The organism is Halorubrum sp. DM2, assembly GCF_901686465.1.
In the GTDB taxonomy this organism is placed as follows: domain Archaea; phylum Halobacteriota; class Halobacteria; order Halobacteriales; family Haloferacaceae; genus Halorubrum.
Window position 1 is genome coordinate 344,775 of sequence record NZ_LR594487.1, and the last position, 14,512, is coordinate 359,286.

Sequence of the window (14,512 nt, forward strand, 5' to 3'; positions counted from 1 at the left end):
GAACCGCGGACGGAGGACCGAATCCCGGTCACTAAGGCGAGCCGTCGGGTCAGTCGCGGTCTTCGGATCCGGAATCGTCGCTGCCGGCCGCCTCCTCGGCGTCGACCACGGTCTTCCCGGTCGCCTCGGGGACGACCCGACGGTCGGCGTCCGCCCACTCGCGGTCCAGTTCGGTCCCGTCGAACAGCCGGTCGAGGAACACTGCCAGCCCGGCGACCTCGGAGTGCGGCTGGTTCGTCACGCCCACGTTGAAGTCGGCGCGCTCGTACAGCGCCCACGGCACCTTCTCGCCGCCGACGACGACGAGGACGTCGCGGGGCGAGGGCGGCGATCCGCCAGCGGTCGCGGCGCTCCCCACTTCGCCGTCGTCCGCGAGACCGGTCGCCTCGCGGATCTCCCCTTCCACGTCCTGAACGCGCTCGCCGTACATCGTGAGGTGGACGATGACCCCGTCGAACTCCCTGACGATCGCCTTCTGGTCGTCGCGCAGTTCCACGGCGAACGGGCCGCCGAACCGGTCGGTGATGTCGCGGACGGTCTCCGCCGATTGGCCGGCGTTGTCGGGGAAGATCACCCGGTCCGCGCCGAGCGCCCGCGCCGTGAGTCCCACGTGCGTCGTCATGCGGTCGTCGCGTCCCGGCCGGTGGCCGTAGCGGAGGACGACGACCTCGCGCGCGTCATTCATGCCACCCGATGGGAGACCGATCGGGGTGTCGCTTTCGATGCGACCGCGCGGTCGACGACCGCCGCCGCACCCATTTCGATCCGCGTCTATGGATCGAATTGGATATGAGTATCCCAAGGTGACCACGTAACTGGAAGTTTCATGTGGGAGGCGGTCGCGGTGTGAGCCATGACGAGCGTCAAGGAGTTCCGCGTCGACGAGCCGGCGACCGCCGACGGACTCGGTCGGGGGCGGTTCGTCTTCACGGACGCCTACTCCGTGTTCGACTGGGGGCAGATGCCCGACGCGATCCCGAACAAGGGGGCGAGCCTCTGTGCGATGGGCGCGTTCAACTTCGAACTGCTGGAACGCGAGGGGGTCCCGACCCATTACCGGGGCGTCACCGACCCGGTGGAGACCGCCGACGGCGGCGACGGTGATGGCGACGCGCCGACGGCCGTCCCCCTCGGCGAGGCGACCGCCCCGCCGACCGAGATGGCCCTCGACCTGACGCAGGTCCCCGACCTGCCGTACGAGGGTCCCCACGCGGGCTACGACTACGACGCCTTCCACGCCGCGGGCGGCGACAACTACCTCGTCCCGCTGGAGGTCGTCTTCCGCAACCGGGTCCCGGTCGGGTCCAGCCTGCGGCGTCGCGCGACCCCCGCCGAGTTCGGTCTCGACGACCTCGGCGTCGACCCCGGCGAGTGGCCGGACGGGCCGGTCGACCTCCCCGAGCCGGTCGTGGAGTTCTCGACGAAGTACGAACAGCAGGACCGCTACCTCACCCGGGCGGAGGCGGACGAGATAGCGGGCGCGGCCGACGTCGATGCGCTCGAATCCCTCGCGCGCGACGTGAACCGCGTCGTCACCGAGCGCGCCGAGGCGGCCGGGTTCGTCCACGAGGACGGGAAGATCGAGTGTCTCTACGCCGACGGCGAGCTCCGGGTCGCCGACGTGGTCGGCACCTTCGACGAGAACCGGTTCTCCTACGGCGGCCGGGGGATCTCGAAGGAGGTCGTCCGCCAGTGGTACAAGGCGAACGACCCCGACTGGGTCGCGGCCGTGAAGGAGGCGAAGGCGGCGGTCGCCGACCGCGACACCGACGACTGGCGCGAGCTCTGCGAGCCGGACCCCGTTCCCCTCCCCTCGGCGGTCGTCGACGCGGTTTCCGACCTGTACGCGGCCGGCACGAACGCGTACACCGACCGCGACTGGTTCGACGCCCCCGATATCGAGACCGCGCTCGACGCGGTCGACGGCCTGTAGCGTCGTCGGGGCTCGCTGGGGATCGTCGGAAGTCGCCGGGGGTCCGCGGAGATCGTTAGGGATCGCCGGAGGTCACCGGAGAGCGCCCCCGACCCTCACCATCGATCGGACGCGAGGGAACCTCTTTACCGGCGACGCGCGTGGATCGAGGCATGTCCACCGAGGCCGATTTCGGGGAGCGGCTGGAGGCGCAGACCGCGACGTACCTCGACCGGATCGACGACTGCGTCGTCCTCCTGCCGCGGGTCCTCGACGAGTACGCGACGGACGGGCCGTACCGCGACACGGTCGACGAGATAGCCGCCGTCGAGAGCGAGTGCGACGACCTCGTCCGCGAGCTCAGGACGCTCATCACGGACGCGGGCCCGGACGACATCGGACTCTTAAACACCCGGATCAACTTCAACGAGTCCGCCCTGCTCGACTTCTACAACGAGTTGGACGTGGTCGCGAACCACACCGAACGGATCGCGGAGGAGGTGGCGATGATGCGCCCCGACGCGGGCGTCGACTCCTTCGACGACATGCGCGAGATGGCCGACCGGATCGCCGAGATGGTCGCGGTCCTCGGCGACGTGGTCGAGGGGTTCGTCAGGGGGTTGGCGCGCGCCGACGCCACGGAGACGCTGACCGAGGGGATCGAGGCGATCCGCGAGCTGGAAAGCGAGTGCGACGACCTCCGTAACGACGCGATCGAGACCGCGTTCGCCGACGAGACGGTCGACCAGCCCCTCGTCTACCGCGAGCTCGCGATCCTGCTTGACGAACTCGCCAACGCGGTCGAGGATCTCACCGACCGGATCGTCGTGATCGCGAGCAAGGAACCGGGGATCGTGACCGAGCCGGCGTCCGACGCGGACGAGAACTGAACGCCTCGGCTCCGCCTCACCGTCGCGTCACCGCCGGGTCACCGCCGAGCCCACTCCAGCAGCCGCGCGTAGAAGGGGTCGGAGCCGAGCGCGTCGGCGTCGCCGACGACCGTCAACTGCTTTTTCGCCCGCGTGAGCGCCACGTTCACGCGGCGGTGGTCCTCGAAGATGGGGCCGTCGAGGTCGCCGGTCGCCACCAGCGAGACGACGATCACCTCCTTCGAGGAGCCCTGGAAGCGGTCGACGGTGTCGACCGTCACCGACGTCCGGCGACCGATCTCCGCGACCTGCGCGCGGAAGGGCGCGATGACGCCGATGTCGTCGGGATCGACGCCCGCGGCGACGTAGGCGTCGACGATCGCGGCGACCCGCTCGGCCTCGCGGACGTTCCGGTTACCGTCGCGCTCGCCGTCGGGGTCGACGAACCCCACGCCGCCGGTCAGATCCGGCGCGAGCGCGGCGGGGTTGACGCCCAGATCCGCGAGCGTCTGCCCGGCCACCTCGGGGGTGGCGGGGCGGAGCGCGCCGTCGTAGAACTCCGCGGAGGCGAACGCCTGGATCCGCTGGCTCATCCGGTACTGGCGGTCGAGCATCACGCTCGCGTCCGGGTACTCCTCAATGAGCCGTTGGAACAGGGAGGTGCGGAGGTCGTTTTCCGCGCGGACGACGGGCGGGAGCTGCTCGTGGTCGCCGACGAGCACGAACCGGTCCGCGAGATTGATCGCGGCGTGGGTCCCCGGCTCCGTGAGCTGTGAGGCCTCGTCGACGAGCGCCACGTCGAACTCGCACTCGCGCATGACCCGGGAGCCGCAGGCCGCGGTGGTGGCGGCCACGACCGGCGCGTCCCGCAGTTCGGCGGCCTTCGCGTTCGGGTCGCCGCGCTGGACGAGCCGCACGTCGCGCATGTCGTCGCGGACGCCGGTCTCGGTGCCGACCCTGAGTACGTCGTCGAACCCCTGATCGCGGAGGGCTTCGAGGGCGTTGTCGACCGCGCGGTTCGTGAACGCCGACAGCAGCACCCGGTTCCCCTCCGCGACGAGCGCGCGGATCGTCCGGGCGATGGTGTACGTCTTCCCGGTCCCCGGCGGCCCGTGGATCAGCGCGCAGTCCTCGGCGTCGACCGCGAGTTCGACCGCCTCGTTCTGGGCGACGTTGTTGTCGATGTAGGCGTCCGGCGCGTCCGGATTGCCGCTCCCCGGACTCCCCGCCGGCCGGTCGGCCGGATCGCGGAACGCCGGCTCGCGCCGGCCGAACAGCACGTCCTTGCGGTCGGGGTCGCCCTTCAGGACCGCGTCGTGGAGCGCGGTGAGCGAGCGGTCGACCGATATCTCGGAGGGGTAGACGTCGAGGCGGCGCAGTTCGACCGGCTCGTCCGCCTCGACGACGACCTCGTCGCCCCCGAGTTCGACGATCCGGCCGAGTTCGGCGTGGCCCGAGACGGGGTCGCCGTCGCTGGCGAGCGCCACGTCGCCCTCGCGGAGCTTCGAGACGGCGTCGCCCGGCTTCCGGGCGCGAAGCTCCCAACGGGCGTCGTCGATCTCCGTCTGCCCCGCCGGCTCTAGGTCGATCAGCGCGCGGTCGTCCGCTGCGCGCTCCTCGGGCGTCTGCTCCCACAGCTTCCGGTACTCGGCGTGGCTCTCGCGGCGTTCCTCCTCGATCGCGGTGTAGAATCGGTCGAAGTAGTCGCGCTCCGCGTCCGGGACCGGCGTCCCGATCTGGCCCGCCTTCGACTCCTGATCGAGGCGGCCGGAGACGACCATACAGGCGTCCTGTTCGAAGCAGTAGCTACACGTCGCGTCCGCCTCGTACCCCGTCGGCACGGTCGGGCGCTCGCCGGGGTCGTTGAGCGCGCGCCACTCCATCGCGGCGAGGGCGTTGCGCTCGCGGACGACGAACTCCAGGAAGCCGCGGCCGACGGTGAACTCCTTGGCCGGCGCGAGGTCGCCCGACTCCTCGTTGCGGTCTAAGGCGGTGTTTTTGGTGTACAGCAGCGTACCGATGTCCGGGTCGACGCCGCGCTCGTCTAACATTAGGGCGTAGCAGGCGGCCTGGACCTTGTCGTGGAACCGCGGCTCCCGTTTGGTGTTCTTGCCCGTCTTCAGTTCGACGGGGGTACCGCGGCGGAGCGCGTCCGCCCGCCCCTTCAGGCCGAACGTGGGCGAGATGAGGGTGAACTCCGAGCGCCACGTGTCCTCGTCGGAGAGCGTCCCCTGCGCGAGCCACCCCTCGACGGCGGCGGCGTTTCGGCGCACCTCGTCTTCGACCTCCTCGCGCTCGTAGCCTAACAGTCCGAGCTCCAGCCCGGCCTCGTCGACGCGGTCGGTGACGGACGCCTCCAGTTCCATCCCGCGCAGCAGGTCGCCGAACACCTCGTGGACGATGGTTCCCTTGACGACGGGGTAGTTGAGCGGGATCCCGGAGAGCTTGTTCAGGTAGTACATCCGCGGGCACTGTACCCACGACCGGATCCCGGTCACGTCGACGAGGAAGTCGGGTTCGAGGACGACCCACGATCCGTCGGTCGTCGCGTACCCGACCTCGCCGCGGTACTCGTCCTCCTCGGCTTCCGTGACGAGCAGTTCCATCCCTGTCTCGGCGTGTTCGGCCGTCTCTGTCCACTTCCCCCACAGCGTCACGTCGACCGGGTCGCCCGCGCCGCGGTCGGGCCGGACCCGCACCTCGCGGAGGTCGCGCTCGCCGTACGACGTCGACACCGTCCGCGCCTCCCCGACGGAGACGATCGGCCCCCGAACGTTCACGCTCCCGCTCGGCGGCCGCCGCGAAAAACGCTGTCGGTGGCCGGGGTCGCTGGCGGCGGACCCCGGCCTCCGACCGGCGATCGGCCTCGACTCACCCCGACGCAACGGTTTTGTCGATACCCCGAGTGGGTGACGCATGACAGACGCCGGATCCGGGTCGGTGTTCCGCGCCGACGAGGTGCGATCGTGGGGCGCGCGCTACTGGTTTGGTCTGCTGTGTTCGGTCGGCGTCGCCGGGATCAACTACTACGTCTGGGCGCTGACCGGCATGCCCCAGTTCCTCGCGGTCGCCGGGAGCTTCGCGTTCGGCGTCGGCCTCTTTTTCACCCGGTTCTGGAACCCGGCGCTGTACCTCGTCGGTATCGTTCACGTCATCGCGCTCGGCGTCGTGTGGGTACTCGACGGCGGCACGTATCCCGTTATCGGACTAGTGAACGGCGCGTTCAGCGTCGGGGTGCTCCTGACGGCGTCGTCGCTGTTCCTCGCGGAGCACCGCGCGGCCGACGACTGAGGCGGTCGGACGCTCGTCGGATCGATCGGTCGGTCCGCCGGCACCGACACGCTCATGCGGTCGCCGCCGCTACCTACGGCCGACATGCGCGTACGAGACTGGGACGACATCCTCGCGGACGTCGCGAGCGACTCGACCGACCCCGACGGCTGGCGTGCCGTCGCCGGCTCCCGCCGCGGCGACCTCGGCGAGGACCTCTACTTCGGCCACCCGAGCGTCGGTCTCTACCATCTGAAGACGTACGCGAAGAACCCCCGCGACCTCCGCGGCGTCGGGACGCGCGTCGCCCGCAAGGTCGACGACGAACTCGACCCGCTCCTCCCGGACGCCGAGAGCGACGGGCGGTTCGCGGTCCGGTCGGCCCCCGAAGACGAGGACCACGCCGAGGAGATGGCGACGCGGCTCACGGAGACGCTGCGGGTCCACGCCGAAGCGCCGACCGACCCCGACCACCTCTTCGAGGACGTGATGGAGGCGGTCGAGTCGCCCGCCTTCGGCCCGATGGAGTACGAGTTCGACGGGCGGCCCGACGAGCTCGACGAGCTGTCGGACACCTTCGAGGACGCCGAGGAGCTGCTCACGTCGGAACTCGACGACCTGATCGACGAGGACGACGTCGACCGCGGGTTCCACTGAGCCGCGACGAACCCTGCGCCCCGTGGCCCGGGCGCGGTCGGGCCCGCCACATCGGTTTTGTCGCTCCGACGCCAACGTGGCGCATGGGTCTCAAAGAAGACACCGCGAACGGCGTGATATCGCTCGGCATCGGCGTCGCAGTCACCTGGTTCACGGCCTCCGACGGGGAACACGACACGACGGACCTTCTCGTCGCGGTCGCGATCAGCTCGTTCCTCTCGGGATTCTTCACGAGCTACTTCGCGAAGTAACCGCCGACCGGCGACGGCGGCCCCGGTCCGCCCGACGGACCGCGGCGTCCGACGGACCGACCGAGCCCCGCCTCAGATCGCCGTCACCCACGCCTTGTACGCCTCGTCGAGCTCGTACACCTCGCGGAAAGCGCGCTCGATGAACCCCGCGACGCGGTTCGCGTCCGACCGCGCGGTGACGACGGCGTTGGTTCCCTCGGCCTCCTCCGGACTGACCAGCTCGTCGATCCGGAACTCGGGGAACTCCGAGAGCAGGTCCTTCAGCCGTTCGAGCTCGTCGTCGGTACAGTCCAGTATCAGCTCCGTGCCCGCGAGCTGGATCCACGGCGGCACTTCGCCGCCCTCGGTGTCGTCGCTGTCGGGGTCGACGTCGACGGTCATCACGTCGCCGGAGCGCGCGCGGTGCGCGGCCGCGGCGTCGGCGAACAGCTTCAGCCGCTCGTCCTCGGTCGCGGCGTCGAATCGGGTCATACCTCCGCTCGGCCGCGACGGGGCTTAAAAATCCGCACTCCGCGCCGGCGCGGCTACGCCAGTCCGGCCCGGCCGGCGGCGTCTCGCCCGCCTCACTCCCGCTCCGTCTCCGCCAGCACGTCGTCGACGAGCGAGCGCGTCTCCGCGGCCGTCTCGACTCGGTCGGCCGCCTCGCCGCGCTCGATCAGGGACAGATCCGGGTCGTCGAGCGCGTCGCGCACCTCGGCCGCGCGGCGGAGCCGCTCGTACCCGTCGCTCCGCGCGAGTTCGCGGACCGAGCGCAGCGTCGCGACCGTGTCGTCGTCCGCGATCCGCCCGACGAGCGGGACCAGCTCGTCGATCTCGTAGGCGAGTTCGTCGCCCGGCTTCGGGGGCCAGTCGAGCGTCAGCGGCCCGCCGTCGAGCCGTTCGAGGTACGTCCGGTGGACCGCGACCGCGGTGCGGAGCGCCCCCGGGTCGTCGACGTAGTGCTCCAACTTGGAGTTCGTGTAATCGGCGTACTCCAACAGGGTCGCCGGCGGCTCCTCGCCGGCCGCGTGCGTCTCGACGTACTCCGCGAGGTCCGTCGGCGGCACGTCGACGTCGACGAACGGCGTCCCGTCGGCGCGGTCGAGGAACTCGAACACCTCCCGGGCGGACGCCGACTTGAAGAACTCCCGGAACGCCTCCCGGACCGACTCGTCGTACGCTTCGATCGGATCGCGGAGGCGGTCGAGATCGGCGTCGAGGTCGGCGTCGGCCATCTCGGCGACCTCGCGGAGCTCGTCGAGCCGCGATTCGAGGCGCTTGCGGGCCTCGCGGGCCGCCTTCCGGGCCGCCCGGTAGTCGTCGACCGCGTCGTCGTACGCCTCTAAGAGATCGACGAACTCCCCCGCCGGCTCCAGCGCCTCGCGGGCGGCCGCGAAGTCGGACTCGGAGAGCCGACGCTTGTCCACCGCCCCGTCGGCCGCCTCGAAGCCGTCGCTCGCGGGCAGGTCCTCGTCGACGTCGACCGCGTCGCCGAACTCGCCGCGAAACCGGACGTACGACTCGAAGTCGCCGGAGCCGACCGCGTCCTCCTCGTACCGGTCGAGGATCCTGTGGGCGCGGCGGTAGGCGTCCGCGGCGGCCTCGACGCGGTCGCGGCCGTACCCGTCGATCCGCGACTCGATCCGCCGGAGTTCGTCGTAGCGCTCGCGGAGTCGCGCGGCCGCCTCGCCCGCCTCGGCGACGGGGTCGTCCGCCATCGGTCAGTACACCTCGTCGGGGTCGAAGACGCGCTCCCCGACGTTCTCCCCGTCTATCGTCCGGTGGAAACACGAGCGGTGGCCGGTGTGGCAGGCACCGCCCTCCTGCTCGACGAGGTACAGCAGCGTGTCGGCGTCGCAGTCGACCCTGACCTCCCGGACCGACTGGGTGTGTCCCGAGGTGCCCCCCTTGTGCCACAGCTCCTCGCGGGAGCGGGAGTAGTAGTGGGCCTCGCCGGTCTCGCGGGTGCGCTTCAGGGCCTCGAGCGAGACGTAGGCTACCATTAGCACCTCGCCGGAGTCGGCGTCCTGTGCGACCGCCGGCACCAGCCCGTCCTCGCCGAAGTCGACGTCGATCGACCCGGTCTCCGCGTCGGCGTCACTCATGGCTGTCCGGAGGCGTGGCGCTCGAATAGTCCTTGTGCCTGCGGCGGCCGCGCAGTCGGGTGAACGGGACCGGACCTCCCGGACCGCTACTCGTCCGGATCGCGCCGCAAGACGAGCGCGTCGCCGTCGGCGTACGCGCCCGGCCGCCGCTCGACGACCTCGAAGCCGAGCGACTCGTACAGCGCGAGCGCGCCGTCGTTGTCGGGGTGGGCCTGGAGCGTCACCGGGCCGTCGGCGTCGGCGACCGCCGCGCGGAGCAGCGCGCGCCCCCGCCCCTCGCGCCTGAACGCGGGCGCGACGACGAGTTCCGTGACGTGGACCCCGCGCCGGTTCGCCCCGTCGACCGGGAGCAGGTAGCCGACGACGCGGCCGTCCGCGACGCTCACGCGGGCGGCCCCCACCGCGAGCCCGTACTCCAGGAGGTCCGGACTCGGCTGGCGGAGGTGCGACTGGAGCTCACGGATCCGGTCGGCGTCGGCGGGGCGGCCGGGGCGGACTCGGGGGTCCGGGTCGCCGTGCTCGTCGGCGTCCTCCCGCCCTGAACCGGGGACATCGCCGCCCGTCATCTCACACCACCGCCCAGAGCGCGACGGCGACGGTCCCGCCGGCGAGCGTCGCGAGGAAGTTCACGGCCTGGTTGCCGACCCGGTCGCCCTCGATCAGGGCCCCGAGGAGGCTGTCGACCGTCATCCCGGCGACGCCCGCGGCGACGACGGCTCCGCCGGCGGCGACGCCGCCGGGGACGACCGGATCGAAGAGGGGGGTTCCGCCGGCGGCGAGCGCGCCGACGAGCAGTGCGCCGGAGAGGCCCGCCAGCTCGCCCTGCCAGGTGATCGCGCCGTCGGTGCCGGGCTCGACGCGCCGGAGCGTCGTCACCAGCCGCGGCCCGTCGAAGAGACCGCCGATCTCCGACGAGAGGGTGTCGGCCATGGCGGTCGCGGTCGCGCCGGCGAACGCGAAGCCGAGCGGGGCGGCCGGGACCGCGAGGTGCGGGGCGGCCGCGTAGCCGACGACCGCCGCGAGCGCGACCGCGGAGTTCGCCAGCACGTTGCCGGTGCCGCGCGCGCCCTCGTTCTCCTGTGCGACCCCCCGGTCCGCCTTCTCGTCGAACCGGTACTTCGAGGCCAGCCCGCCGATCGCGTAAAACGACATGAGCGTGAGGAACCAGCCGACGCCGCCGAGGACGACCGCGAGCAGCGCCGAGACGACGCCCGTGAGCATCCCGGCCACCGAGGCGGTACCGATGGCGAAGGAGACGTAGCCGAGCGCGCCGGTCACGGCGAGGCCGACGACGATGAGGGGCACGTCGACGGTCGGCTTCAGGGCGAGAAAGCCCCACGTCACGAACGCGACGAGGACGCTGGTGATGTGGGCGTCCCGCGAGAACACCAGCGAGCGGACGAGCGCGGCCGTCAGCGCGGCCGCCGCCGCGAGGAACGTCAGGAGGGGGAGCGTCGCGCCGTCGACCGGAGCCCCGATCTGGAGGCGGACCGCGACCTGTCCGGCGAGGGCGGCGGCCGTCCCGGCGGCGACGTAGCCGGCGACGAGGGTGAACTCGTCGGTCGTCTCGCGGGAGACGAGGGTCCGACCAAAGCGGCCGGCGGCGACCGCGAGCGTCGCGGCCGCGAACGCCTCGTACGGCAAGGGCGCGCGCGGGAGCGACGCGAACAGGGCGAGCCCCGCACCGGCGAGCGCGAAGGAGACGAACCCGTAGAGGCGTTCTTCCTCGCGGTCGCCCGGCAGGGCGAGCGTCTCGAACAACTCGCCGTCGCGGACGCCGAAGAAGGCGGCCCCGGCGACGGCGAGGAAGGGCACCGCGGCGGCGTCGCCGAGCGCCGGCGCGAGGGCCGCGAGGGCGGCCACCGCGGCGAAGACACTCTCGCGTCGGACCCTCCGTATCACACCTCCGGCTACCCGCGACGACCACTTAACGGTCCCGACAGCCGTCGGGCGGTCGATCGCAGATGGGAATCACCGCAACAACAGCAGACGAATTCCGCCGGGAGGACGCCGTCAGTACCGATACTCGTTGAACTGAACCGCGTGTCCCTCCAAGACGCGGACGGACTCCTCCGGATCCTCCTCGTCGTCCCCGGGCCGGTCCTCGTGTGAGTCAACCACTCTCATATGCGAGCGATACACTCGCTCGTATATAACTGTTTTCCACGCGGTGGAGGTGATGGGCCCCACAGGGCCGAGCGTCACCCGATGACGCGGTCGATCTCGCCGAGGTGGTCGAGGACGTAGTCCGGTGAGACTTCGGAGGCCGCGAGGTCGTCGGCGTCGGTGACGCCGGAGCGGACGAGGACGCTCGTCATCCCGGCGCGCTCGCCGAGCGCGATGTCCGTGTCGAGTCGGTCCCCCACGACGAGACACTCCTCGGGCGGGTACGGGAGCCGCTCGCGGACCATCTCGATCGCGGTGTCCGACGGCTTGCCGAGGACGGCGTCTGGATCGCGTTCGGCGACCCCGGCGATCGCGTTGATCACGGCCCCCGACCCCGGCACGTCGCGCTCGGGGGCCGGGATCACCACGTCCGGGTCGGTGCCGATGAAGGGGATGTCGCGCTCCAAGGCCCACAGCGCGGTACAGAGATCCTCGTAGTCGAACTCGCGGTCGATCGAGGCGACCAGCGCGTCGGCGGCGTCGACGTCGTCGGTCGTCGACAGTCCCGCCGCCGCGAACTGGTCGAGGAGCCCCGGGTCGGCGATACAGAGCAGGTCGTCGTCGGCGTGGTGTCTCCCGAGGTACCGCGTCGTCACGCTGCCCGCGGTGAAGACGCGGTCGGCGTCGACATCGTACCCCGCCGCCCCGAGCCGGTCGACGTACGCGGGCGGTGCCTTCGTCGGGTTGTTCGAGACGAACAGCGTCTCGATCCCGGCCCCGCGGAGCCGCCGGTACCCCGCGGGAGCGCCCGGGATCGGCTCGTCGCCGCGCACGACCGTACCGTCGACGTCGAGGACGGCACCGCTGAATTCCATGCCGGGAGTGCGCGCGCCACGGCCGTAGGGGTTGCGCCCGCAGATCACGAACTCGATACCGGTACCACCTTCGAGATAACGGAAGGGTAAAGCGGCAGCGTTCCGTATCGGCGTCCACTGTGACGACGACCCAGGTGACCCTCGTCCAGATCGACAACTACGGTCCGTGGACGACGACGCCGGAGCCGCGCCGCGAGATGGACCTCCAGACGCTCCAGTCGCGCCTCTTCGCCGACATCGCCCAGTTCCTCGGCCACCGCGACGCCTACGTCTTCTTCACCAGATTCGACAACATGATCGCGGTGACGAACGGGGTTGACGGCGCGGCCCACGCGAGCCTTCAGGAGTCGATCGGCAACCGCTACCCGGTCAGCGTCAGCCTCGGGACCGCCGTCGCCGAACGTCCCGTCGACGCGCTGGAAGCCGCGAACCGGCGGCTTCAGACCGCGGGCAGCGCCCAAGACGAGAGTCGCACCGAGGTGCTCGCCGGAGAGTACCTCTCCGAGACGAATCGGTCGGACCTCCAGGTCGCGCACTTCGACGTGGTCAACGCGACCGGGAAGTACACCGACCGACTCAACGAGTTCGACACGTTCATCAACATCGAACGGGCGTACGGCTCGCTGATGCGCCACCTCCGCGAGGCGCACGGTGCCCTCTCCTTTTTCGTCGGCGGAGACAACGTCGTGGCGGTCTGCCCTGACCTCCCCGAGCCGGCGTTCTCGGCGGCGGTCGACCACGTCCAAGACGACGTCGACATCGAGCTTCAGGTCGGGGTCGGCCGGGGGGCCTCCGCACACGAGGCCGGCTTCGCGGCCAAGCACGCGCTCGAAGACTGCCGCCACGCCGGGACGAGCGTCGAACTGTTCGGCGCGCCCGCCGCCGGCGACTGATCGCCGGACGCGCGGCGGGCCGGCGTCGCCCGCCCCGTCAAAATCAGATCTGATAATTTTGGTGCGGGATTTTTATACACCGGTCGGGAACCCTCGGTTAGCATGTCAGAGGAGATAGCGTTCGTCTGTACGGCGGACGGCTGTGACGAAGGCCCGTGGGAGGGATCACACGACGCGATGGCGCACTGCTCCGAGCACCCGGACCACGGCTACACCGGGATGCCGCGGTCGGAGATCGACCCCGCCCGCGAGATCATCCCCGCGACCGCGACGCGGAAGCGCGACAATCGGAACCTCCAGCACAAGGGGCATCCGAAGGGTGCGCACGCGCAGGACGACTGACACGTCCCGACAGCCGGACCGCGCCCCCGGCGTCCGCCCCCGCCGCTGGTCTCGGCTCCCGGTCGTCGTCGCGCGGCGTCGCGAGAGATCGCGCTCCTGACTCGGCAGTTCCCTCCGTTCTCCCGATCCGGCGGCGTTTATGGGCGGCCCGGGCGTACGTCCCTGTATGGTCTCGGAGATCTTCGATCCCGACGCGTGGGAGTCCGTCACCGACGAGTTCGACGACATCACCTATCATCGCGCCGTCGACGTCCCCGCGGTCCGGATCGCCTTCGACCGCCCCGCGGTCCGCAACGCCTTCCGGCCGGGCACGGTCGACGAGTTGTACGCCGCCCTCGACCATGCCCGCAAGCAGGCCGACATCGGCTGCGTCCTCCTCACCGGCAACGGCCCCTCGGAGAAGGACGGCGGCTGGGCGTTCTGCGCCGGCGGCGACCAGTCGGTCCGCGGCGGCTCCGGCTACGAGTACCGCGACGACGACGAGGCGGCCGACGACGACGACGACCTCGTCCGCGACGCGCGGGCGGGGCGGCTCCACATCCTCGAAGTCCAGCGGCTGATCCGCTTCATGCCCAAGCCCGTCGTCGCGGTCGTCCCGGGCTGGGCGGTCGGCGGCGGCCACTCGCTCCACGTGATCTGCGACATGACGCTCGCGAGCGAGGAACACGCGAAGTTCCTCCAGACCGACCCGGACGTGGCCTCCTTCGACGGCGGGTTCGGCTCCGCGTACCTCGCGAAACAGATCGGCCAGAAGAAGGCCCGCGAGGTGTTCTTCCGCGGGAAGACCTACTCGGCCGAGGAGGCGGCGGACATGGGCATGGTCAACGAGGTGATTCCGCACGAGGAGCTGGAGGAGGTGGCCTTGGAGTGGGCCGACGAGATGACGCGGAAGTCCCCGACCGCGATGCGAATGCTGAAGTACGCGTTCAACATGGCCGACGACGGCATGGTCGGCCAGCAGGTGTTCGCCGGCGAGGCGACGCGGCTGGCGTACATGACCGACGAAGCCGCCGAGGGCCGCGACGCGTTCTTAGAGGGCCGCGAGCCGGAGTTCCGGGAGTACCCCTGGCACTACTAATATCGTGTAGCTAATCGACCACACAATAACGCCGTATTGAACGGTGGTCAAATCGAGCGACCGCAAAACGTCTCGGACGTATAAGGGGTGGATTCAGCGCCTTGATCTCGTCGAAACTGGGATTATCGATGTTGTTTACGAACAACAACAGCCCGAGCATCACGGATAGTGGGGC

At 70.7% G+C, this 14,512-nt stretch carries 16 protein-coding genes; 8 read left to right on the forward strand and 8 right to left on the reverse strand.

Going from position 1 to position 14,512, the window contains the following annotated elements; all coding sequences use genetic code 11:
• Positions 1-49: 49 nt before the first annotated feature.
• Positions 50-685: a tRNA (cytidine(56)-2'-O)-methyltransferase gene (locus tag QOL69_RS01780; RefSeq protein WP_283401804.1), complete on the reverse strand. Its 636-nt coding sequence runs from the start codon at positions 683-685 to the stop codon at positions 50-52.
• Positions 686-853: 168 nt separating this feature from the next.
• Between QOL69_RS01780 and QOL69_RS01785 the strand changes: the two genes are divergently transcribed.
• Entirely contained in the window at positions 854-1,933 is a 1,080-nt protein-coding gene (locus tag QOL69_RS01785) for a phosphoribosylaminoimidazolesuccinocarboxamide synthase (protein WP_283401805.1), read from the forward strand.
• A 152-nt stretch (positions 1,934-2,085) separates the two neighbouring features.
• A complete protein-coding gene (locus QOL69_RS01790) occupies positions 2,086-2,802 on the forward strand; it encodes a DUF47 domain-containing protein (protein ID WP_283401806.1) in 717 nt (238 codons plus the stop codon).
• 38 nt (positions 2,803-2,840) lie between these two features.
• Here QOL69_RS01790 and QOL69_RS01795 read toward each other — a convergent pair whose 3' ends face one another.
• Positions 2,841-5,561, reverse strand: coding sequence for an AAA domain-containing protein (locus QOL69_RS01795; RefSeq protein WP_283401807.1), 2,721 nt, complete (start codon positions 5,559-5,561; stop codon positions 2,841-2,843).
• Positions 5,562-5,697: 136 nt separating this feature from the next.
• Between QOL69_RS01795 and QOL69_RS01800 the strand changes: the two genes are divergently transcribed.
• From QOL69_RS01800 to QOL69_RS01810, 3 genes are all read left to right on the forward strand, one after another.
• Positions 5,698-6,072 (forward strand): hypothetical protein, encoded by a 375-nt coding sequence (locus QOL69_RS01800; protein WP_048078321.1) that lies wholly within the window; start codon positions 5,698-5,700, stop codon positions 6,070-6,072.
• Between the two features lie 84 nt (positions 6,073-6,156).
• Positions 6,157-6,708 (forward strand): hypothetical protein, encoded by a 552-nt coding sequence (locus QOL69_RS01805; protein WP_283401808.1) that lies wholly within the window; start codon positions 6,157-6,159, stop codon positions 6,706-6,708.
• An 83-nt stretch (positions 6,709-6,791) separates the two neighbouring features.
• Entirely contained in the window at positions 6,792-6,959 is a 168-nt protein-coding gene (locus QOL69_RS01810) for a hypothetical protein (protein WP_195155822.1), read from the forward strand.
• Positions 6,960-7,031: 72 nt separating this feature from the next.
• On the opposite strand, the gene QOL69_RS01815 is transcribed toward QOL69_RS01810, so the two are convergent.
• From QOL69_RS01815 to QOL69_RS01840, 6 genes are all read right to left on the reverse strand, one after another.
• Positions 7,032-7,430: a DUF7975 family protein gene (locus tag QOL69_RS01815; protein WP_283401809.1), complete on the reverse strand. Its 399-nt coding sequence runs from the start codon at positions 7,428-7,430 to the stop codon at positions 7,032-7,034.
• A gap of 92 nt (positions 7,431-7,522) precedes the next feature.
• Entirely contained in the window at positions 7,523-8,656 is a 1,134-nt protein-coding gene (locus QOL69_RS01820; protein WP_283401810.1) for a DUF7118 family protein, read from the reverse strand.
• 3 nt (positions 8,657-8,659) lie between these two features.
• Positions 8,660-9,043 carry a phosphoribosyl-AMP cyclohydrolase gene (gene hisI, locus QOL69_RS01825; RefSeq protein ID WP_283401811.1) on the reverse strand — a complete coding sequence of 128 codons (384 nt, stop codon included), beginning with the start codon at positions 9,041-9,043 and terminating at the stop codon, positions 8,660-8,662.
• 86 nt (positions 9,044-9,129) lie between these two features.
• Positions 9,130-9,609 (reverse strand): GNAT family N-acetyltransferase, encoded by a 480-nt coding sequence (locus tag QOL69_RS01830; RefSeq protein WP_283401812.1) that lies wholly within the window; start codon positions 9,607-9,609, stop codon positions 9,130-9,132.
• Position 9,610: 1 nt separating this feature from the next.
• A complete protein-coding gene (locus QOL69_RS01835; protein WP_283401813.1) occupies positions 9,611-10,945 on the reverse strand; it encodes a DUF92 domain-containing protein in 1,335 nt (444 codons plus the stop codon).
• Positions 10,946-11,244: 299 nt separating this feature from the next.
• Entirely contained in the window at positions 11,245-12,024 is a 780-nt protein-coding gene (locus tag QOL69_RS01840) for an HAD-IIA family hydrolase (protein ID WP_283401814.1), read from the reverse strand.
• Between the two features lie 119 nt (positions 12,025-12,143).
• Between QOL69_RS01840 and QOL69_RS01845 the strand changes: the two genes are divergently transcribed.
• The 3 genes from QOL69_RS01845 to QOL69_RS01855 all read left to right on the forward strand — a co-directional run bounded on the left by QOL69_RS01845 (position 12,144) and on the right by QOL69_RS01855 (position 14,337).
• Positions 12,144-12,917: a GTP cyclohydrolase III gene (locus tag QOL69_RS01845; RefSeq protein ID WP_283401815.1), complete on the forward strand. Its 774-nt coding sequence runs from the start codon at positions 12,144-12,146 to the stop codon at positions 12,915-12,917.
• 102 nt (positions 12,918-13,019) lie between these two features.
• Positions 13,020-13,259 (forward strand): hypothetical protein, encoded by a 240-nt coding sequence (locus QOL69_RS01850; RefSeq protein WP_283401816.1) that lies wholly within the window; start codon positions 13,020-13,022, stop codon positions 13,257-13,259.
• Between the two features lie 166 nt (positions 13,260-13,425).
• Positions 13,426-14,337, forward strand: a complete 912-nt coding sequence (locus QOL69_RS01855; protein ID WP_283401817.1) for a 1,4-dihydroxy-2-naphthoyl-CoA synthase — start codon at positions 13,426-13,428, stop codon at positions 14,335-14,337.
• Positions 14,338-14,512 lie beyond the last annotated feature (175 nt).